Source organism: Sphaerotilus sp., assembly GCF_013299175.1.
GTDB lineage: Bacteria > Pseudomonadota > Gammaproteobacteria > Burkholderiales > Burkholderiaceae_C > Sphaerotilus.
Genome location: NZ_JAAFKF010000004.1, coordinates 47,609 through 68,032 on the forward strand (window position 1 = coordinate 47,609; position 20,424 = coordinate 68,032).

Genomic DNA, 20,424 nt, shown 5'->3' on the forward strand with positions numbered 1-20,424 from the left:
TGTTGCGTTACTGCTGCGTAATCGAGAAGTGAGATGGCCCCGAACGTTGGCCTTGCCGCCCCAGCCCCATTGCCCACCCCCGACCGACACCGCCGCCCTCCGCCCTGGGCGCTGCAGGTGGCCGTCAGCGTGCTGCTGGCGTGGCTGGTGGGTCAGGGAGTGGGCAGTCCGTCGCCGGTCGCAGCGTCGGCGGGGCTGTGGCCGGTGGCGGGGCTGTCGCTGGGGTTGTTGCTGCAGTGGCGGCGCTGGGCGTGGCCGGCGTTGGCGTTCGGGTGGCTGGTGGGGAACGCCGTGTGGTGGGCGCACTGGCAAACCGCCGGGCAGGAGGCGCTGGGAACGCTGGGGACAACCGTGCTGGGTGCCGTGGCGCTGGCGTCGGTGACGGCGGTGCAGACGATGGCCAGCGCGCAACTGCTGCGCGGCCTGCGCCGGCGCGTGCGCGAGCATCCGGGCTGGCAGCCGCTGCGCTTCGCGGTGGTGGCGACGCTGGCGAGCGTGGCGGGCAGCGCGCTGCTGGCGGGGCTGTGGTGGTGGCTGGGCTTGATCGGCACACCGGATGGGCACACCGCCGCCCTGGTGCGGCTGTGGCTGGACATGGGGATGGCGCAACTGGTGGGGCTGCTGCTGGTGACGCCGCTGGTGCTGCTGGCGACACCCGGCCATGCGCGGCTGTCGGGGCGGGCGCGGCTGGCGATGCTGGCGTTTCCGGTGCAGTGCCTGGGGCTGGGCTTGACGCTGCTGGCGGTGTCGCTGGCGGGCAGCATGGCGGTGCAGACGCGCACCGAAGCCTTCCGCGGCGAGGCGCGCGCGCTGGCGATGGCGCTGCAGAACCACATCGACATGGCGGTGAGCGACGTGGAGCGGCTGCGCGACTTCCACTACCGCCGCGAGATCGACAAGGACGAGTTCGACACCGTGGCCGGGCCGATGGCCGCGCGCAGCCCGTGGGTGCTGCACTTCGGCTGGCTGCAGCGGGTGGCGGATGAAACGCGCGCGGTGTTCGAGGACAGTCCGATGGGGCTGGACGGCCAGTACATCCGCGAGATGAACGCCGAGGGCGCGCTGGTGCGGGCCGACGAGCGCCCGCTGTACTACCCGCTGCGCTGGGCCACGCCGTCCGACGGCAACGAGGCGCTGGTCTGCGTCGATGAGACCGGTGACGCCGAGCGCCACGGCGCCGTGTCCGACGCGGTGGCGTTCGGCGGGGTGCGGGCCACGGCGCCGTATGTGTCGCTGGCACGCGCGGCCTCGGACGTGAGCGCCGTGACGCTGTACGCGCCGGTGCTGACCGGGAGCATGGACATGGACGGCCGCCACGATGCGAGCCGGGTCCACGGACTGGTGTCGGCCGTGATCGACCTGGGCCGCATGGTCGAGCGCACGCAGGCGCAGATGGCCCGCGGCCGGCTCGACCTGCTGCTGCACGAGGACGCCAGCGGCGACAGCGCTGGCATCCACTCGCACCACGACCCGGCCCGGCAGGCGCGGCCCGTGGAGCCGTGGCTGCCGCACGCCGCGCCGCAGGTGCAGCGGCTGTTCGTGCAGGGCCTGCACGAACAGGTGGAGGTGCAGTTCGCCGACCGGCGCTGGACGCTGCTGATGCGTCCGGGCTGGCTGGACGAGGTGCCATGGCCCAGCCCGGTGCAGGGCGGCATCCTGGCCTGCGGGCTGGCGTTCACGGCGCTGCTGACGGGCATCGTGCTGGTGCGCCAGCGCCACGACCGGGCGATGCAGGCGGTGCTCGACGGACTGGAAAACCAGGTCACGCACCGCACGCAGGAGCTGGCGCACAGCAATACCCAGCTCAGCGCCGAAGTCGAGGAACGCCGCCGCCTGGAGTCCGATCTGCGCGACGCCAGCCAGCAGGCACACCAGGCCAACCAGGCCAAGACGCTGTTCCTGGCCAACATGAGCCACGAGATCCGCACGCCGCTGAACGCGGTGATCGGCTACGCGCAGATCCTGCTCGAAGAGCCGCAGCACGACCCCACCACCCGCGGCCGGCTGCGCACCATGCTGCAGGCGGGTCAGCGGCTGCTGCGGCTGGTCAACGACGTGCTGGACCTGTCCAAGATCGAGGCCGGCGGGCTGCAGTTGCACCACCAGCATTTCGACCTGCGCCAGGAACTCGACGAGACCGTGGAGATGATGGCGCCTCGGGCAGCGGCGCGCGGGCTGGAGCTGGCCGTGGAGCTGGCGCTCGACGCGGCCGAGCCGGTCCACGCCGACCGGACCAAGGTGGGCCAGATGGTGCTCAACCTGCTGAGCAACGCCATCAAGTTCACCGACCACGGCCGGGTGGCGCTGACCGTGCGGCGTGAGGGCGACCGGGTCGTGGTGTGCGTCACCGACACCGGGCCGGGCATGGGCGCCGACGAGCTGGCGAGCCTGTTCACGCCGTTCCGCCAAGGTCAGGCCGGGCTGGACAAGGGCGGCACCGGGCTGGGGTTGGTGCTGGTGCGGCACATGGCGCACTCGATGGGCGGCGATCTGGTGCTCGACAGCGCACCAGGCCAGGGCACCCGGGCGCGGCTGACGCTGCATCTGCCGCGCAGTGCCGAAGGCGGCGCCGCCCTGCCCCGCCACGGTGGCCCGCAGCGCCTGTCGCACGACACGCCGGTGCGCGCGCTGGTGGTCGAGGACGACGCGCACAGCCGCGACATCCTGGTCGAGCTGCTGCGGCGCGTCGGCTGCACGGTGGAGGCGGCCGAGAACGGGCTGGACGGCCTGCGCGCGGCGGGCCGGGGCGTGCATGACATCGTGTTCACCGACATCCGGATGCCCGTGCTGGACGGGATGCAGATGCTGCACCGGCTGCGCGAGCAGACCGGCGCCGCGCAGCCGCCGGTGGTGGCCGTGTCGGCGTCCAGCCTGGAGCACGAGCGGCGGCACTACATCGCGCTCGGGTTCAGCGACTTCGTGGGCAAGCCCTACGGCTTCGAGGAAATCCACCGCATGCTGGCGCTCTACGCCGCCGCGCGCTTCGCGCCGCTCGACGCCGAGCCAGCCCCACCGCAGGCGGCTGCCGTGCCGACCACCCGCATCGGCCCGGCCAGCCTCGCGCTGCTGGCTGCGCTGTCCGACGCCGCCGACCAGGGCGCGCTCAAGCCGATCCGGCAGGCCCTGGCCCAACTGACCGCATTGGCCGAACGGGCCGACGCCGTGGATGCCGTGCCTGCCGAGGCCCTCGTGGCGCTGCAGACCGCCGCCGCGGACTACGATTTCGACCGCCTGCTACAACAAACCCGTGCCCTGAGCGCCGAGGAAACGCACCCATGAGCCAGCCCCTACCCCGTCTGCTCATCGTCGATGACACGCCGCAGAACATCGACGTGCTGCAGGCCATCCTGGCGGAACTCGATGCCGATCTGCTCATCGCCACCCACGGCGCCCGTGCCCTCGACCTGGCACAACGGCTGCAGCCGGACCTGATCCTGCTCGACGTGATGATGCCGGGCATGGACGGCTTCGAGGTCTGCACGCAGCTCAAGGCCGATCCGCGCACCGCGGACATCCCCGTCATCTTCTGCACCGCCCGCACGGACGATGTCGCCCGCGGCTTCGCGGTCGGCGGCACGGACTACCTCACCAAGCCGGTGCAGCCCGACGAGGTGCGCGCCCGCGTCCACCACCAACTGGAGCGGCGCGCCCTGCTGCGCGAGCTGCGCCACCTCAACCGCGCCCTGGAAGACAAGGTCCGCGAGCGCACCGCCGAGCTGACCCTGGCCAACCAGCAGCTCCGCCACGAGATCCACGAGCGCCGCTACATGCAGGACCGGCTGGCCTACCTCGCCAGCCACGACTTCGTCACCCGGCTGCACAACCGCGGTGCGCTGGATGCCCACGTCTCGCAGTTGCTGGCCCGCCTGCAGCGCCAGCCTGCGCCGGCCGGCCCGGCGGTGATGCTGCTGATCGACCTCGACCAGTTCCGCCTCGTCAACGAAAGCTGCGGCTGCATCGCCGGGGACGAGCTGCTGCGCCAGTTCGCCGACCTGCTGGGCGGGCTGCTGCGCCGGGGGGATTTCCTGGCGCGGCTGGGCGGCGACCAGTTCGCCATCGTCAGCGAGGAGCCGGACCTGGGCGCGGGGCTGGCGCGGCAGTTGCTGGCCTTGCTGCAGGACTGGTCCTTCGTCTGGCAGGAGCGCCGCTTCACGCTGGCCGCGACCATCGCCATCGTGCCGCTGGACCGTGATCTGGTGTCCTTCGATCAGCTCATGCAGATGGCCGACGAGACCGTGTTCCTCGCCAAGCGGGACGGCCGGGGCCATGTGCGCCAGTACACGGCCACCCGCGCCGGCGAGCCTTCGCAGCGCGAGACCACCAACTGGGCGCTGGTGCTGCTCGATGCGCTGCGCCACAACCGCCTGCGCATCTTCTTCCAGCGCCTGCAGTCGCTCGACCAGGGCGGCCCGCTGCGGGTCGAGGCGCTGGTGCGGCTGTGGGATCCCGTGCGTGGCGAGCTGATCGCGCCGACGCAGTTCATCGCGCTGGCGGAACGGTTCCACCTGATCGGCGAGATCGACCGCTGGATGCTGGGCGAGGTGCTGTCGCTGATCGGCCGCCACCCCGAACTGCAGCAGCAGCTCGGCCAGGTGACGCTGAACCTGTCGGCGGTGTCGCTGCGCGAACCGGGGTTGGCGCAGCAGGTGCTCGCGACGATCGCGCAGCACGGCGTGCGCCCGGACCTGCTGTGCTTCGAGATCACCGAGACCCAGGCCATCGGCAACCTCGCCCAGGCGCGCGAGTTCATGCAGACGCTGCACGACGCGGGCTGCCGCTTCTCGCTGGATGACTTCGGCTCGGGCTATGCCTCGTTCGCCTACCTGCGCGAGCTGCCCTTCGACACGCTCAAGATCGACGGCCTGTTCGTGCGCGACATGCAGACCGAGCCGACGCACCAGGCGATGGTGCGCTCGATGGTGGACATGGCCCGGCTGCTGGACAAGCCGGTGGTGGCCGAGTTCGTCGAGACCGCATCGGTGGCGCAACTGCTGGCGGAGCTGGGGGTGCAGTGGGGCCAGGGTTTCTACTTCCACCAGCCCGAGCCGTTCACGCTGGAGGCGCTGCAGCAACAGGTGCGGCTGGCCCGCCAGCCCTACCCGGCCCTGCGGCACTGAGTGGACATGCCTTCCGCCACGGTCCAGACCCGCCTGCGCACCCGCACCGACCATCCCGTCCGCACACCCATCTGGCTGCAAGTGATCCGGTGCTGCTGGCACGGGTGGTGGCGACACTGTGCCGGGTGCGCGAAACCGCGGATGGGCCGGACATCGTTCACAGCGGCCGGGTGCGCTCGCTGGTCATCACGCCGGACGAGGCGGTGCTGACGCTGCACCTCGGTGGCGGCCACTGCAGCAGCGCGCAGGTGGTGGCGGAACTCGCGTTCGACGTGCTGCGGGTGCAACTGCCCGACACCGATCTTTACCTGCGCCACGAGCGCGCGGGCGGCTGCCACGCGCCCTGAACTCACCCTCGCCCGACGAAGGGCATCGCCGTCGCCATCACCGTCATCGTCAGCACATTGGCCGACAGCGGCAGGTTCGCCATGTGCAGCACCGCATCTGCCGCGTGCTGCACGTCCATCACCGGCTCCGTGCGCATCTCGCCATCGGCCTGCAGCGTGCCGGCGCGCATCTTGGCCGTCATGTCGGAGGCGGCGTTGCCGATGTCGATCTGGCCGACCGCGATGTTCCAGCGGCGACCGTCCAGCGACGCCGCCTTGGTCAGCCCGGTGATGGCATGCTTGGTGGCCGTGTAGCCGATCGCCCACGGGCGCGGAACGTGGGCCGAGATCGAGCCGTTGTTGATGATCCGCCCGCCCTGCGGCGACTGCGCCTTCATCAGCCGGAACGCCTCGCGGGTGCAGAGGAAGGCACCCGTCAGGTTGGTGTTGACGGAGAGGTTCCAGTTCTCCAGCGTCACGTCCTCGACCGAGGCGGCGGGGGTGAACAGGCCGGCGTTGTTGAACAGCATGTCCAGGCGACCGAAACGCGTCCGGATCGCATCGAACAGCGCGACCACCGAGGCTTCGTCGGTCACGTCGGTGGCGACGGCGAGCGTGCGGGCGGCCAGGTCGTCGTCGGGCTGCGCGGCCTGTGCCTCGGCGATGACGCCGTTCAGACGCTCGACGCGGCGGCCGGACAGCACGACGGACCAGCCGGCGCGCAGCAGGGTCAGCGTGGTGGCGCGGCCGATGCCGCTGCCGGCGCCCGTGACCAATGCGATCCGGGAGGGGGAAATCGTTGTTGCGCTCATGCCTGTTGTCCGATGTTCAAGGAGGGGAATTCGGTATGCGATGGGATGCTCACAGACTCGCCGTGATGCCGCCATCCACGTACAGGATGTGCCCGTTCACGAAGCTGGACGCATCCGACGCCAGGAAGATCGCCGCGCCGCCCAGTTCATCCACGTCGCCCCAGCGGCCCGAGGGCGTGTGCGCGGTCAGCCAGGCGGTGAAGGTGGCATCGGCGACCAGCGCGCTGGTGAGTTCGGTCTTGAAGTAGCCGGGGCCGAGGCCGTTGACCTGGATGCCGTGCTTGCCGAGGTCGATCGCCATGCCCTTCGTGAGCATCTTCACCGCGCCCTTGGTGGCGGTGTAGGGCGCGATGCCGGGGCGGCCGAGTTCGCTCTGCACGGAGCAGACGTTGATGATCTTGCCCCGACCCCGCGGGATCATGCAGCGCGCCACCGCCTGCCCGACGAGGAAGACGCTGTCGATGTTGGTGGTGGTGATGCGGTGCCAGGCGTCGAGCGGGAACTCGGCGAACGGCGCCCGGTGCTGCATGCCGGCGTTGTTGACGAGGATGTCGATGGGGCCGACCTCCGCCTCGATGCGCGCCACGCCGGCCTGCACCGCGTCGGCGTCCGTCACGTCGAAGGCGTAGGCGGCCACGTCGATCCCTTGCCCAGCCAGCGCAGCGCGGGTGGTCTCCAGCCGGTCAGCGTCGCGGGCATTGAGCACCACGCGGGCGCCCGCGGACGCCAGCGCACACGCCAGCGCCAAGCCGATGCCCTTGCTGGAGCCAGTGATGAGGGCAGTGCGGCCCGTCAGGTCGAATCTATTCATCATATGAAAGTAACGTCAATGCCCGAAAACGTCAACCTGCGAAACCCGTCTTGTCGGCCCGAGCCGCGTCGCTATAGTGCCCCGCACACCCCAGGAGACCCGGATGCTTGACGACACCACGACCGGCCGGCCGCTGCGCCTGCGCTGCCGCTGCCTGCTGATCCATGCGCCGGACGACCTGCGCGTCGAGGAGCAGGACGCGGGCAAGATGGCCGCCGGGCAGGTGACGGTGCAGGTCGGCATGGGCGGCATCTGCGGCTCGGACCTGCATTATTTCCACCACGGCGGCTTCGGCACGGTGCGCATCAAGCGGCCGATGGTTCTGGGCCACGAGGTCGCCGGCACGGTCGTCGCGGTGGCGCCAGACGTGACGCGGGTGCAGGTCGGCGACCGGGTGGCAGTGAATCCGAGCCGGCCGTGCGGGGCGTGCAAATTCTGCCTGGAGGGACTGCCGAACCAGTGCCTGGAGATGCGCTTCTACGGCAGCGCGATGCGCGATCCGCACGTCGAGGGCGCCTTCCGCCAACTGCTGGTGTGCAACGCGGTGCAGTGCGAGACGGTGGCGCCGGGGGTGCCTTTGACGCTCGCGGCGCTGGCCGAACCGTTCTCGGTCGGGCTGCACGCGGTGTCGCGGGCCGGGTCGCTGCTGGGCAAGCGGGTGCTGGTGTCGGGCTGCGGGCCGATCGGCTGTCTGGCGATTGCCGCGGCCCGGGTGCATGGCGCGGCCGAGATCGTCGCGGTGGACGTGACCGACGAGACGCTGGCGGTCGCCAAGGCGATGGGCGCCGACCGCACGGTCAATGTCGCCAGCGAGTCCGACTGGGTGTCACGTTACAGCGCCGACAAGGGCACCTTCGACGTGATGATCGAGTGCTCGGGCAACGAGCGTGCGCTGCGGGCGGGGCTGGACGTGATGCGCCCGCGGGGCGTGGTGGTGCAGCTCGGGCTGGGCGGGGACGTGAACATCCCGCAGAACCTGATCGTCGCCAAGGAGCTGAGCCTGTGCGGGTCGTTCCGCTTCCACGCCGAGTTCGCGCTGGCGGTGCGGCTGATCAACGAGGAGCGGGTGGACCTGCGGCCGATGGTGACGCGGACCTTCCCGCTGGAACAGGCGCGGGAGGCGTTCGAGCTGGCGGGGGATCGGCGGCGGGCGATGAAGGTGCTGATCGACTTCGACGCGTAGCCGAGACGTTCACGCCGCTCAGGTGCTCTCCCGCGCCACGACGTGGAAGGGCACGGTCACCGTCTCGGCCAGCAAGACCTGCCCCGCCCGCCCGGCCTCGATCGCACGCAGCAGCAACTCCCCGGCCGCACGCCCCATGCCCGCGCAGTCGATCGCCACGGTCGTGATGCGCGGGTGGCAGTTCTGGCTGACCTCGAAGTCGCCGAAGCCCGCGATGGCGATGCGCCCCGGCACGTCCCAGCCGCGCCGCTGGCACTCGGCCAGGGCGCCGAACGCGCACAGGTCCGACACGCACACCGCTGCGTCCACGTCCGGCCACTGCTGGACGAGCTGCGCCACCGCCTGCGCGCCCTGCGCCATCGACACGGGCGGCTGCCCGAAGGCCATCACCCGCCCCGACGGCAGGCCGAGTGCCTGGACCGCCTCGGTGTAGCCACGCCGGCGGTCGGCGCCGCGGGTGTCGCGGTCGGACACCCCGCCGAGAAAGGCGATGCTGCGGTAGCCACTGGCGTGCAGGTGGCGAACCAGTGCGGCCGTCGCCTCGGCGTTCGAGAAACCGACCGTGTGGCCAATCGGCTCTGCAGGCAGATCCCAGGTCTCGACCACGGGAATGCCGCTCGCCAGCAGCATCGCGCGGGCCTGTGGCGTGTGGGAGCCGCCCGTCAGCACGACGCCCTCGGGCCGGCGCGCCAGCATCTCGCGCACCAGCCGCTCTTCGCTGTCGAGCCGGTAGTCGGTGTCGCCGAGCAGCAGTTGCAAGCCGGCGCCTTCGACCGCCGCCGCCAGTCCGTGCGCGGTCTCGGAGAAGTTGGAGTTGTTCAGCGACGGGATCAGCGCCGCGATGAAGCCCGAGCGTTTGCTGGAGAAGGTGCGCGCCGTCTTGTCGAGCACGTAGCCCATCGCCTCGCAGGTGGCCAGGATGCGCTGGCGCAGGGCCTCGGACGTGCCGCCGCTGCGGCTCTCGCTCGTCTTGAGCGCACGCGAGACCGTCATCTTCGACACCCCGACACGCGCCGCCACGTCGGCCATCGTCACGGGGGCGCGCTGCGTGTCGGCGCGGGTCACGTTCGCGTTTTCAGTCGCAGGCTTGGTCATTTCGCCATTCTAGGTACCGAGACCAACGAGAACTTTCGCACACGGGAAAACACCAGTTACCGGTAACTGGTGCAGTCGCACAATCGTGCCGTTCCTCCTTGGAAAGCTGTCCGATGTCGCCTTTGCCCCTCCACATCCAAGTCCTCGATCCCCGTTTTTCGGCGGTGGCCGCTGGTGCTGGCGGGCTGGAGCGGCTGTGCGGCGGCGCGGTCTGGAGCGAAGGGCCGGTGTGGATCGGCGAGGCGGGCGTGCTGCTGTGGAGCGACATCCCGAACAACCGGATGCTGTGCTGGCACGCCGAACGCGGCATGAGCGTCTGGCGCGACGCGGTGGAGTTCACCAACGGCCACGTGCGCGACCTGGACGGCGCCCTGCTCCACTGCTCGCACGGCCAGCGCGCCATCGTCCGCACCCGGCTCGGCCCGGACGCGCAGGGGCTGCACGACGAGGTGCTGGTCGATCGCTACCAGGGCCGGCGCCTGAACTCGCCCAACGACATCGTGGTCAAGCGCGATGGCACCCTCTGGTTCACCGACCCGCCCTACGGCATCCTCTCCAACCACGAGGGGCACCAGGCCGAGAGCGAACTGGGGCACTGTTACGTCTTCCGCTTCGACCCGCGTGACGGCTCGCTGCGCATCGTCAGCGACTTCCTCGAACACCCGAACGGCCTGGCCTTCTCGCCGGACGAGTCGGTGCTCTACGTCTCCGACACCTCGGCCGCCGTGCGCAGCGATGGCGGCGGCAACCACCACATCGTCGCCTTCGACGTGGTCGGCGGTCAGGATCTGGCCAACCCCCGGATCTTCGCCGTGGTCACGCCGGGGCTGGCCGACGGCTTCCGGCTCGACGTGGACGGCCTGCTCTACACCAGCAGCGGCGACAGCGTGCAGGTCTACCACCCGGACGGCACGCGGCTGGCCGTGATCCCGGTGCCGGAGAAGGTCGGCAACGTCTGCTTCGGCGGCGCGGCGGGCGACGAGCTGTTCATCTGCGCCAGCACCTCGCTCTACCGCATCCGCCTGAACACCCGGGGCGCCACCGCATGACCACCGCGCCGGGCCGCCCGCCGCTGCTGCGCTTCGAGGCGGTCAGCAAGCGTTTCGGCGGCACGCAGGCGGTGGACCGGGTCAGTCTGGACGTGTTCGGCGGCGAGATCCTCGCGCTGCTGGGCGAGAACGGCGCGGGCAAGTCCACGCTGATCAAGCTGCTGGCCGGCATCTACCCCGCCGACAGCGGCGAGATCTTCGTCGAAGGCCGCCCGCAGGCGCAGTGGCGCAGCCGCGACCGCCTGCGCCAGCCGGTCGCCTTCATCCACCAGGACCTGGGGCTGGTCGAGTGGATGACGGTGGCGGAGAACGTCGCCATCGGCATGGGGTATCCGCGCCGCTTCGGGCTGATCGACTGGCGGGCGGCGGACGTGGTGGCGCGGCGCGTGATGGCGCGGGTGGGCTGCGACATCGCGCCCGACCGGCGGGTGTTCTCGCTGACGCGGGCCGAGAAGTCGCTGCTGGCGATCGGGCGGGCGCTCGAAGTGCAGGCCAAGCTGCTGGTGCTCGATGAACCGTCCGCCAGCCTGCCGATGGCCGATGTGGAGCGGCTGTTCGGCGTGCTGCGCGGGCTGCGGGCGCAGGGCGTGGCGATGGTCTACGTGTCGCACCGGCTCGACGAGGTGATGGCGCTGTCCGACCGCGCCGCCGTGATGCGCGACGGCAAGCTGGTCGCCACCGAGGTGACGGCGCAGACCTCCGAGCACACGCTGGTGAACCTGATCGTCGGCAAGACGCTGTCGGCGTCGGTCCCGAAGGCACGGACGCCCGAGGCTGCGGCCCAGGGCGAGCCGGTGCTGGCGCTGGACGGCGCGGCCAGCGGCAACGCCGGGCCGGTGAGCCTGCGGGTCCACGGCGGCGAGGTGGTCGGCCTTGTCGGCCTGCGCGGCGCCGGGCAGGAAGCCATCAGCCGCGCCGTCTTCGGCCGCGAGCCGCTGTCGGCGGGCACGATGCGCCTGCTGGGACGCACCGTGCGGCTGAACAGCCCGGCCGAGGCGATCCAGGCGGGCGTGGCCTGTGTCGCCAGCGAACGGCTGGAGGAGAGTCTGGCGCCGTCGATGTCGGTGCTGGAGAACCTCTTCCCGCACCCGGCCTTGCTGGGCGACGGCGGTTTCTCGCTGCAGCGCCGCCGCCAGGAACGCGACCGCGCACAGCAGTTGATCGATCGCTTCGACATCAACCCGCCCGCACCCGACGTCGAGGTGCAGCAGCTCTCCGGCGGCAACCAGCAGAAGGTGGTGCTGGCGCGCTGGTTCCACCTCGACAAGCCGCTGACGCTGCTCGAAGAGCCGACCGCCGGCGTGGACGTGGGGGCCAAGCGCCAGATCTACGCGCTGCTGAAGCAGAAGGCCGAGGCCGGCGGCGCGCTGCTGGTCGTGTCCACTGACTTCGAGGAAGTGGCCACCGTGTGCAACCGCGTGCTCGTCTTCCGTGACGGCCTGATCGCCGCCGAGCTGCGCGGCGCGGAGATCACCGTCGCCCGGCTGCTGTCCACCGCCGCCGGCGCCGCCGCCGCCGCCCCATCCGATTCGACACCCGCCGAGGACATCGCCGCATGAGCAGTTCGATCCAATCCACGGCGCTGGAACCCGATCCGTCGCTGGACGGCCCAGCCCCGACGCTGGCGCAGCGGATCGGCCGGGCGATTCCGGTCTACGGGCTGGTGGGGCTGACGGGGCTGCTGGCGCTGCTGTTCTCGGTGCTGCTGCCGGACACGTTCCCGACGCTGTTCAACCTGCGCGCCATCCTGTCGGACAAGTCGGTGATCGCGCTGCTGGCGCTGGCCGCGACCATCCCGATGATCACCGGCAAGATCGACCTGACCGTGGGCTACGGCATCGTGCTGTGGCACATCCTGGCGATCAGCCTGCAGACGCGCATGGGGCTGCCCTGGCCGGCGGCCGTGCTGGTGGTGCTGGCGTGTGCGGCGCTGTGCGGGCTGCTCAACGGCTTGCTGGTCGAGCGGGTGCAGATCGATTCCTTCATCGCGACGCTGGGCACCGGCACCGTGATCTACGCGCTGGCCATGTGGCACAGCGGCGGCCGGCAGGTGGTCGGCGAGCTGCCGGACGGCTTCGTGGCCATCGCCGGGGGCAGTTTCCTCGGCCTGCCGGTGGCGGCGTTCTACGTGCTGGTGGTCAGCGTCGCGCTGTGGCTCGTCACCGAGTTCACGCCGCTGGGCCGCGCGCTCTACGTCATCGGCGCCAACCCCAAGGCGGCGCAGCTCAACGGCCTCTCGGTGCGCCGGCATGTGATGGGCGCGTTCATCGCGTCGGGCGTGCTGTCGGGGTTTGCGGGCGTGCTGCTGGCGTCGCGGCTGCAGATCGGCCAGGCCAGCGTCGGACTCGAATTCCTGCTGCCCGCCCTCGTCGGCGCCTTCCTCGGCTCGACCACGATCCGGCCGGGGCGCGTCAACGTCTGGGGCACGCTGGTCGGGGTCGCGATCCTGGCCATCGGCATCTCGGGCATCCAGCAGTTCGGCGGCGCGTTCTATGTCGAGCCGCTGTTCAACGGCATGACGCTGCTGGTGTCCATCGGCATCGCCGGCTGGGCGCAGCAGCGCCGCAACCGCGCCATCAAGCGCCGCATCGCCGAGCGGCAGCTTGCCACCTGATCGCTTGGCCCGTTTGACCGTTTGACCGTTCCCACCCACCCCAGAAGGAGACGACGATGACCCCGATCCGCATGCACCTGGCCCTCGGCCTCGTTGCGCTGGCCTGCAGCAGCCTCACCGCGCCAGCCCACGCCGACGACTTCCTCGACGCCGCCAAGAAGAAGATCGCCACGGCGACGATGACCAAGGAAACCTGGGACGGCCCCACCACCGGCCCGAAAGCCGTTGCCAGCAAGACCCTCGTCTTCGTCGCCGCCGACATGAAGAACGGCGGCATCGTCGGCGTCTCCAAGGGCGTCGAGGAAGCGGGCAAGGCCATCGGCTGGAACGTCCGCGTGATCGACGGCCAAGGCTCGGTCAGCGGGCGCACCGCCGCGCTGAACCAGGCGCTGGCGCTCAAGCCGGCCGGCATCGTGGTCGGCGGTTTCGACACGACCGAGCAGAAGGTGGCGTTCGAGAACGCCTCCAAGTCCGGCATCCCGCTGGTCGGCTGGCACGCCGGCGACAAGCCCGGCCCGAACGAGAAGGCGGGCCTGTTCGCCAACGTCACCACCGTGACCGACGACGTGGCGGACATCGCGGCGTCGTGGGCGGTGGTCGATTCGGGCGGCAAGGCGGGCGTCGTGATCTTCACGGACTCGCAGTACGCGATCGCCGTCTACAAGGCGCGGGCGATGGAGGCCATCATCAAGAAGTGCGGCGGCTGCACGGTGCTGAGCTTCGAGGACAGCCCGATCGCCGACAGCGCCACCCGGATGCCGCAGCTCACGACCTCGCTGCTGCAACGCTTCGGCGACAAGTGGACCCACTCGCTGGCGATCAACGACCTGTACTTCGACTTCATGGGCCCGTCGCTGACAGCGGCCGGCAAGAAGGGCGACGGCAACCCGAAGGCGGTCTCGGCCGGCGACGGCTCGGAAGCCGCCTACCAGCGCATCCGCACCAAGCGCTTCCAGGCCGGCACCGTGCCCGAGCCGCTGAACATGCAGGGCTGGCAGATCGTGGACGAGATGAACCGGGCGTTCAACAAGGCGGCGTGGTCTGGCTACTCGCCCAAGGTGCATCTGGTCACGGCCGAGAACGTCGCCAAGGACGGCGGGCCGAAGAACGAGTTCGATCCGGACAACGGCTACCGGGACCAGTACAAGCGGATCTGGGGGAAGTAACGGCCAGGGCGGATCAGACTCCTGCCCGGCACACGCGCCGCTGTTGCGCAGCGTCACCTCGACCACGAGCGTGCCCTGCCGGCCTGTCCGCCCAGCCAGCCCTCGACGATCGCCGGCACGCTGTCCTCCAGCCCGGCGCCGACCACCTTGCGCAGGCCGTGCGGACCATCGGAGACCACCATCGGCGCCAGCCCGAGGCGCTCGATGCCGTGCGTCTGCCACCAGCCATCGCCGGACAGCAGCAGGGCTTGCTCCTCGACCGACATCTGCGCGACGAGGGCGTCGGCCTGGGAGCGGAAGGCGGTCACCGGGGAGGTTCCCGAGGAGGTGGGTGGCATGGGGGCGGTCATGGCAGTTTCTTCAATGCAGAGGGCCGGCATCATTCACCGCCATTCGTCGAAGGGCAAGACGGACCCGCTCAGCAATGCCTGCATCAGTTGCGCATGGTCCGCCTGGTGGTTCACGCTCAGTTCCAGCCCCAGCGCGTCGGACGTGTCCGCATAGCTGTACGAGCCGCCCGGGTAGTAGCCGACGTGGTACGGCAGCCCGACGCCGATGTCTGCCAGCGTCTGCTGGAACACCTTGCGGTCCCCCACCTGGACACAGAAGTGGAAGACCCCCGGACCACGGCGATCCAGGAAATACCGCCACGGACTCGGCCCCGGACCCGGCTGCATCAGCTCCAGCACGAAGCCGTCCAGGGGGTACTTCGCCACTTGGCAGTCCACGTAGTCGGCGGGTTGGCCGTGCGTGTAGTGGAGGATGCCGTCGGGAAAGATGACCTCGATGGCCGCCTCCGGCAAGCCGAGCACCCTGGCCCAGTTCGCATTGGCCTTGCGCACGTCATGGACGACGACGCAGATCTGGAAAATGGTGTTGCTGGAGGCCATATCAGAGGTCCGTGGTGAGGGAATGGAGAGGGTTGCCAAGGAACAGCAGCACATGGGCCAGCAAGACCTCCGGCGCTTCTTCGGCGATGTAGTGGCCGCAAGGCAAGGGGCCGCCGCGCACGTCGTCGGCCACGCGCTGCCACTCGCGCAGCGGCTCGAAGCAGCGATGCACCACGCCTTCCTCTCCCCACAGCGCCAGCAGCGGCATGGACAAGCGGCGGCCAGCGTCGCGGTCGGCGCGGTCGTGGTCAAGGTCGATGCCGGCAGCGGCGCGGTAGTCCTCGCACAGCCCGTGGGCGGCGCCCGGCTGGCGCAGGCCGTGTTCGTAGGCAGCCAGCGCACGCGGATCGAACGGCGCCAGCCCCGCGCTGCGCCGGCCCATCACGTCGCGCAGATAGGCCGCCGGATCGGCCTCGATCAGCCGTTCGGGCAGCGGCGCGGGCTGGATCAGGAAGAACCAGTGCCAGTAGGCGCGGGCGAAGGTGTCCGAGGTCTGTTCGTACATCGCCAGCGTCGGCGCGATGTCCAGCAGCACCAGCCGCCGCACCGCCTCGGGGTGGTCCATGCCCAGCCGGTGCGCCACCCGTGCGCCCCGGTCGTGGGCGAGCACGTCGAAGCGGTCGTGGCCCAGCGCCTGCATCAGCCGCAGCAGGTCGCGGGCCATCGTGCGCTTGCTGTAGTTGGCGTGGTCGGCGTCACCCGGCGGCTTCGACGACGCGCCGTAGCCACGCAGGTCGGCCATCACCAGCGTGAAATGTGTGGCCAGCGTCGGCGCGACGCGGTGCCAGATCGCGTGGGTCTGCGGATGGCCGTGGAGCAGCAGCAGGGCCGGGCCCTGTCCGCCGAGGCAGGCATGGATCTGCACGCCATCGTCGGTGGGCAGCGACCGGGTCGCGAAACCCGGAAAGAGCGGTGTGGAAGGCATGCCGGTCATTTCATGGTGCGGAGAAGGACAATGCCACGAAGTCCACGAACGCACGCACCCGCGCCGCCAGCCGGTGCCGCTGCGGATACACCGCGTAGACATCGGCGTCCGGCGTGAAGCACTGCGGCAGCACCTGCACCAGCCGCCCGTCCTTCAGGAAGCGGTCGATGTCCCACTCGGCGCGCATCAGGATGCCGTGGCCGTCCAGCGCCCAGTTCACCGCGATCTCGCCGTCGTTGGTCGTCAGCGTGCCGCGGGTCTTCACCGCCTCGGTGGTCACGGCCCCGCCCCGCCCGCTCGACAGCCGCCACAGCCCGTAGGCTTCCTCACCCTGGCGGATGCCGATGCAGTTGTGCTGCGTCAGGTCGTGGGGCACCTTGGGCGTGCCGTGGCGGGCGAGGTAGGCGGGTGCGGCGCACAGCAGCCGCCGGTTCGGGGCCAGCCGCTGCGCGATCACGCGGGCGTCGGGCGGCTCGCCGAAGCGGATGCAGACATCGAAGGCGTCGTCGGTCAGCGGCGGCGGGTTGACCGAGAGCTGAAGCTGCACCTCCACCTGCGGGTATTGCCGCAGGAAACGCGAGATCAGCGGCGCGATGTGGCTGCGGCCAAAGCCCAGCGTCGCGTTGATGCGCAGCAGGCCGGTGGGCGTCGAGCGGGAAACGCCCAGCTCCTCCTCCATGTGGCCGATCTCGTCGAGGATGCGCCGGGCGTGTTCGAGGTAACGCTCGCCCTCCGGGGTCAGGCCCATGCGCCGCGTCGTGCGGTTGACCAGCGACACGCCGAGCCGCGACTCCATCAGCGCGAGGTGCTTGCTCACGGCCGGCGTGGTGATGCCCAGCTCGCGGGCCGCCGCGCTCAGGCTGCCGGCGCCGGCCAGCGTGGAGAAGAAGCCGAGGTCAGCGGGCTGGATGGCGTCGGGCATTGTTGAATCCAGGTGAACGATGGTTTCACTTTAGCCCGCCGCAGGTCACGTTTCCAGTCCCTACAGTGCGGCAATGCTTTCCCGCAGCCACACCACAGGACACCCCATGAAGACCTACTCGATCGCAACCATCCCGGGCGACGGCATCGGCAAGGAAGTCGTGCCCGCCGGCCAGCAGGTGCTCCAGGCACTGGCCACCTCTGGCAACACCTTCCGTTTCGACTTCGAGGACTTCGACTGGGGCGGCGACTACTACCGCCAGCACGGCGTGATGATGCCGGCCGACGGGCTGGACGCGCTGCGCGGCAAGGACGCGATCCTGTTCGGCTCGGCCGGCGATCCGCAGATCCCCGACCACATCACGCTGTGGGGCCTGCGCCTGAAGATCTGCCAGGGCTTCGACCAGTACGCCAACGTGCGCCCGACGCGCATCCTGCCCGGCATCGACGCGCCGCTGAAGCGTTGCCGGTCCGAAGACCTGAACTGGGTCATCGTGCGCGAGAACTCGGAAGGCGAATACTCCGGCGTCGGCGGCCGCGTGCATCAAGGCCACCCGATCGAGGCCGCCACCGATGTGACGATGATGACCCGCGTCGGCGTCGAGCGGATCATGCGCTTCGCCTTCAGGCTGGCGCAGAGCCGGCCGCGCAAGCTGCTGACCGTCGTCACCAAGAGCAACGCGCAGCGCCACGCGATGGTGATGTGGGACGAGATCGCCGTGCAGATCGCGCAGGAGTTCCCCGACGTGAAGTGGGACAAGGAGATCGTGGACGCCTGCACCGCGCGCATGGTCAACCGCCCCGCCACGCTCGACACCCTCGTCGCGACCAACCTGCACGCCGACATCCTGAGCGACCTGGCCGCCGCGCTCGCGGGCAGCCTGGGGATCGCGCCGACCGGCAACATCGACCCGGAGCGCCGCTACCCGTCGATGTTCGAGCCGATCCACGGCTCCGCCTTCGACATCATGGGCAAGGGACTGGCCAACCCGGTCGGGACGTTCTGGAGCTGCGTGATGCTGCTGGAGCACCTCGGCGAACCCGAAGCCGCCCAGCGCCTGATGTCGGCCATCGAGCAAGTCACCGCCAACCCCGCGCTGCACACGGGCGACCTGGGCGGCAAGGCCACCACCGCCGCGGTGACGCAGGCGGTCTGCGAACTGCTGGCACGCTGAACCAGCCCACCCCGTGCGAGGAGACAACGCCATGAAGAACATTCCCCAGACCACCGCCGCCCTGCTGCTGGCCGCTTTCGCCACCGCCGCCAGCGCCCAGAGCTGGCCCACCGCCAAGCCGATCACGCTGGTCGTGCCCTTCCCCGCAGGTGGCACCACCGACGTGCTGGCCCGCGCCCTGGCCGACAAGCTCGGCACCGCGCTCGGCCAGACCGTCATCGTCGAGAGCAAGCCCGGTGCCGGCGCCACGCTCGGCGCCGACTTTGTCGCCAAGTCCAGGCCGGACGGCTACACGCTGCTGATGGGCGCGATCCACCACACCATCGCGCCGGCGGTGTTCAAGAAGGTGTCCTACGACCTGCAGAAGGACTTCGCGCCGATCACCATCGTCGCGCTGGTGCCCAACGTGCTCGTGGTCAACGCGAACAACCCGGCCAAGAACGTCGCCGACCTCGTCGCGCAGGCCAAGGCCAAGCCGAACCAGCTCAACTACGGCTCCAACGGCAACGGCACCGCCCAGCACCTGATCGGAACGCAGTTCGAGAACATGAACGGCATCGAGATCACCCACATCCCCTACAAGGGCAGCGGCCCGCTGGTGACCGACCTGATCGGCGGGCAGGTCACGATGTCCTTCGACACCATCACACCCGTGCTGCCGCACATCAAGTCCGGCAAGCTCAAGCCGCTGGCGGTGACGACAGGCAAGCGTTCGTCCGCGCTGCCCGACGTGCCGACGCTGGCCGAGGCGGGACTGAAGGGCTTCGACATCGGCACCTGGTTCGGCGTGCTGGCCCCGGTGGCGACGCCGAAGGACATCATGGCGCGGCTGAATGCCGAAGCCGTCAAGATCATCCAGTCGCCGGATTTCCGCAAGCGCATGGACGAGATCGGGGCCGAGCCGATCGGCAATACGGCCGAGCAGATGGGCAGGCAGATCCATGACGACGTGGAGAAATTTGCCAAGCTGGTGAAGGACGCGAAGGTCGTCATCGAGTGACGCCGTAATCGAGTGAAATAGCGGGATGCACACGCTGACCCCCTCCCCCTCCTCGCTGCTGCGGGCGATGTTCGACGCGGCCGTCGCCGCCGCCCAACCCGCCCGCTGCCTGCCGCCACACCTGCCCGCCGCGCCCACCAAGGGGCGGCTGATCGTGATCGGGGCCGGCAAAGCGTCGGCGGAGATGGCGCAGGTGGCCGAGGCGCATTACCGGCGGCTGGGCGTGGCGGTCGAGGGGCTGGTGATCACGCGCTACGGCCACGGCGCCCCGTGCGAATACGTCGAGATCGTCGAAGCCTCGCACCCAGTGCCGGACAACGCCGGGCTGGTCGCGGCGCAGCGTCTGCGCGAACGGGTCACCGGCTTGTCGGCCGACGACGTGGTGGTCGCGCTCATTTCGGGTGGTGGCTCGGCGCTGCTGGTCGCGCCCGGCGAGGGGCTGACGCTCGACGACAAGCAGGCCATCCACCGCGCCCTGCTCGCCAGCGGCGCGGGCATCGGCGAGATGAACCTGGTGCGGCGCCACCTGTCGGCGCTCAAGGGTGGCCGGCTCGCCGCGCTGTGCCACCCGGCGACAGTCCACACGCTGCTGATCTCCGACGTGCCGGGCGATGACCCGATCGACATCGCCTCCGGCCCGACGGTCGCCGATCCGACCACCTGCGCCGACGCACTGGCGACGCTGGCGCGTTACCGGATCGCGCTGCCGGACGCGGTGATGGCGCGGCTGCGCAGCGGGGCGGCGGAGTCGGTGAAACCCGGCGATGCGCGGCTCGCGGGCCACACCTGCACCATCGTCGCGGCACCCCGGGCTTCGCTGGACGCCGCGGCCGAAGTCGCCCGCGCCGCCGGGATCACGCCCTGGGTGCTCGGCGATGACCTCGAAGGCGAAGCCCGCGCCATGGGCACGACGCTGGCCGGACTGGCTCGCCAGACCGCCCGCCACGGCCACCCGTTTGCCGCGCCGTGCGTGCTGCTCAGCGGAGGGGAAAGCACGGTGACGCTGCCGACGGACGCCGCCGCGGCGGCCGAGCTGGGCCGGGGCGGGCGCAATGTCGAGTTCCTGCTGTCGCTCGGTGTCGCGCTGAACGGCGAGCCGGGCGTCTGGGCGCTGGCCGCCGACACGGACGGCATCGACGGGCTGGAGCCGATCGCGGGCGCCGTGCTGCACCCCGACACGCTGGCCCGCGCCTGGGCGGCAGGGCTGAACCCGCGCACCTGCCTCGACCGGCACGACGGCCACGGATTCTTTCAAGCCATCGGCGACTCGGTGGTGACCGGGCCGACGCTGACGAACGTCAACGACTTCCGGGCAATCCTGATCACCGTCCGTCCGTGAT

At 70.4% G+C, this 20,424-nt stretch carries 18 protein-coding genes; 11 read left to right on the forward strand and 7 right to left on the reverse strand.

The genetic code is table 11. From position 1 onward, the window contains the following. Positions 1–33: 33 nt before the first annotated feature. The 3 genes from QZW52_RS01570 to QZW52_RS01580 all read left to right on the forward strand — a co-directional run bounded on the left by QZW52_RS01570 (position 34) and on the right by QZW52_RS01580 (position 5,464). Complete coding sequence (locus tag QZW52_RS01570; protein ID WP_293994391.1) at positions 34–3,279, forward strand: ATP-binding protein; 3,246 nt, start codon at positions 34–36, stop codon at positions 3,277–3,279. Next, complete coding sequence (locus QZW52_RS01575; RefSeq protein WP_293994393.1) at positions 3,276–5,117, forward strand: putative bifunctional diguanylate cyclase/phosphodiesterase; 1,842 nt, start codon at positions 3,276–3,278, stop codon at positions 5,115–5,117. Before QZW52_RS01570 ends, QZW52_RS01575 begins: the two co-directional genes overlap by 4 nt. 89 nt (positions 5,118–5,206) lie before the next feature. Then, positions 5,207–5,464, forward strand: coding sequence for a hypothetical protein (locus tag QZW52_RS01580; RefSeq protein WP_293994395.1), 258 nt, complete (start codon positions 5,207–5,209; stop codon positions 5,462–5,464). 2 nt (positions 5,465–5,466) lie between these two features. Here the strand turns inward: QZW52_RS01580 and QZW52_RS01585 are convergent, their stop codons facing one another. Together QZW52_RS01585 and QZW52_RS01590 are read right to left on the reverse strand one after the other, a co-directional pair. Then, positions 5,467–6,255 carry an SDR family oxidoreductase gene (locus tag QZW52_RS01585; RefSeq protein WP_293994397.1) on the reverse strand — a complete coding sequence of 263 codons (789 nt, stop codon included), beginning with the start codon at positions 6,253–6,255 and terminating at the stop codon, positions 5,467–5,469. A 49-nt stretch (positions 6,256–6,304) separates the two neighbouring features. Then, positions 6,305–7,066 carry a glucose 1-dehydrogenase gene (locus QZW52_RS01590; RefSeq protein WP_293994400.1) on the reverse strand — a complete coding sequence of 254 codons (762 nt, stop codon included), beginning with the start codon at positions 7,064–7,066 and terminating at the stop codon, positions 6,305–6,307. A 133-nt stretch (positions 7,067–7,199) separates the two neighbouring features. On the opposite strand from QZW52_RS01590, the gene QZW52_RS01595 reads away from it, so the two are divergent. Then, the gene (locus QZW52_RS01595) at positions 7,200–8,249 is read left to right on the forward strand and encodes an L-idonate 5-dehydrogenase (RefSeq protein WP_293994446.1); all 1,050 of its coding nucleotides are present in this window, start codon (positions 7,200–7,202) and stop codon (positions 8,247–8,249) included. A gap of 18 nt (positions 8,250–8,267) precedes the next feature. On the opposite strand, the gene QZW52_RS01600 is transcribed toward QZW52_RS01595, so the two are convergent. Then, positions 8,268–9,278, reverse strand: a complete 1,011-nt coding sequence (locus QZW52_RS01600) for a LacI family DNA-binding transcriptional regulator (protein ID WP_293994448.1) — start codon at positions 9,276–9,278, stop codon at positions 8,268–8,270. 179 nt (positions 9,279–9,457) lie between these two features. On the opposite strand from QZW52_RS01600, the gene QZW52_RS01605 reads away from it, so the two are divergent. The 4 genes from QZW52_RS01605 (at position 9,458) to QZW52_RS01620 (ending at position 14,173) form a co-directional block, all read left to right on the forward strand. Next, positions 9,458–10,393, forward strand: a complete 936-nt coding sequence (locus tag QZW52_RS01605; RefSeq protein ID WP_293994403.1) for an SMP-30/gluconolactonase/LRE family protein — start codon at positions 9,458–9,460, stop codon at positions 10,391–10,393. Continuing rightward, positions 10,390–11,952, forward strand: a complete 1,563-nt coding sequence (locus QZW52_RS01610) for a sugar ABC transporter ATP-binding protein (protein ID WP_293994405.1) — start codon at positions 10,390–10,392, stop codon at positions 11,950–11,952. The genes QZW52_RS01605 and QZW52_RS01610 overlap by 4 nt, the downstream gene beginning before the upstream one ends. Then, a complete protein-coding gene (locus tag QZW52_RS01615) occupies positions 11,949–13,007 on the forward strand; it encodes an ABC transporter permease (protein WP_293994408.1) in 1,059 nt (352 codons plus the stop codon). Before QZW52_RS01610 ends, QZW52_RS01615 begins: the two co-directional genes overlap by 4 nt. Before the next feature lie 71 nt (positions 13,008–13,078). Continuing rightward, positions 13,079–14,173, forward strand: a complete 1,095-nt coding sequence (locus QZW52_RS01620; protein WP_434738252.1) for an ABC transporter substrate-binding protein — start codon at positions 13,079–13,081, stop codon at positions 14,171–14,173. Between the two features lie 53 nt (positions 14,174–14,226). Here QZW52_RS01620 and QZW52_RS01625 read toward each other — a convergent pair whose 3' ends face one another. The 4 genes from QZW52_RS01625 to QZW52_RS01640 are packed head-to-tail and all read right to left on the reverse strand — an operon-like array spanning position 14,227 to position 16,910. Then, positions 14,227–14,523: a hypothetical protein gene (locus tag QZW52_RS01625; RefSeq protein ID WP_293994415.1), complete on the reverse strand. Its 297-nt coding sequence runs from the start codon at positions 14,521–14,523 to the stop codon at positions 14,227–14,229. 33 nt (positions 14,524–14,556) lie between these two features. Beyond that, the gene (locus tag QZW52_RS01630) at positions 14,557–15,063 is read right to left on the reverse strand and encodes a VOC family protein (protein WP_293994417.1); all 507 of its coding nucleotides are present in this window, start codon (positions 15,061–15,063) and stop codon (positions 14,557–14,559) included. Position 15,064: 1 nt separating this feature from the next. Further along, the gene (locus QZW52_RS01635) at positions 15,065–15,988 is read right to left on the reverse strand and encodes an alpha/beta fold hydrolase (RefSeq protein WP_293994420.1); all 924 of its coding nucleotides are present in this window, start codon (positions 15,986–15,988) and stop codon (positions 15,065–15,067) included. Positions 15,989–15,998: 10 nt separating this feature from the next. Further along, the gene (locus QZW52_RS01640; RefSeq protein ID WP_293994422.1) at positions 15,999–16,910 is read right to left on the reverse strand and encodes a LysR substrate-binding domain-containing protein; all 912 of its coding nucleotides are present in this window, start codon (positions 16,908–16,910) and stop codon (positions 15,999–16,001) included. Positions 16,911–17,016: 106 nt separating this feature from the next. Here QZW52_RS01640 and QZW52_RS01645 point away from each other — a divergent pair, with 106 nt between their 5' ends. Genes QZW52_RS01645 through QZW52_RS01655 form a run of 3 tightly spaced genes read left to right on the forward strand, consistent with a single transcriptional unit; the run spans position 17,017 to position 20,423 of the window. Then, positions 17,017–18,084: a tartrate dehydrogenase gene (locus QZW52_RS01645; RefSeq protein WP_293994424.1), complete on the forward strand. Its 1,068-nt coding sequence runs from the start codon at positions 17,017–17,019 to the stop codon at positions 18,082–18,084. 31 nt (positions 18,085–18,115) lie between these two features. Next, positions 18,116–19,084: a tripartite tricarboxylate transporter substrate binding protein gene (locus QZW52_RS01650; protein WP_293994427.1), complete on the forward strand. Its 969-nt coding sequence runs from the start codon at positions 18,116–18,118 to the stop codon at positions 19,082–19,084. Between the two features lie 25 nt (positions 19,085–19,109). Further along, a complete protein-coding gene (locus QZW52_RS01655; RefSeq protein WP_293994429.1) occupies positions 19,110–20,423 on the forward strand; it encodes a glycerate kinase type-2 family protein in 1,314 nt (437 codons plus the stop codon). Position 20,424 lies beyond the last annotated feature (1 nt).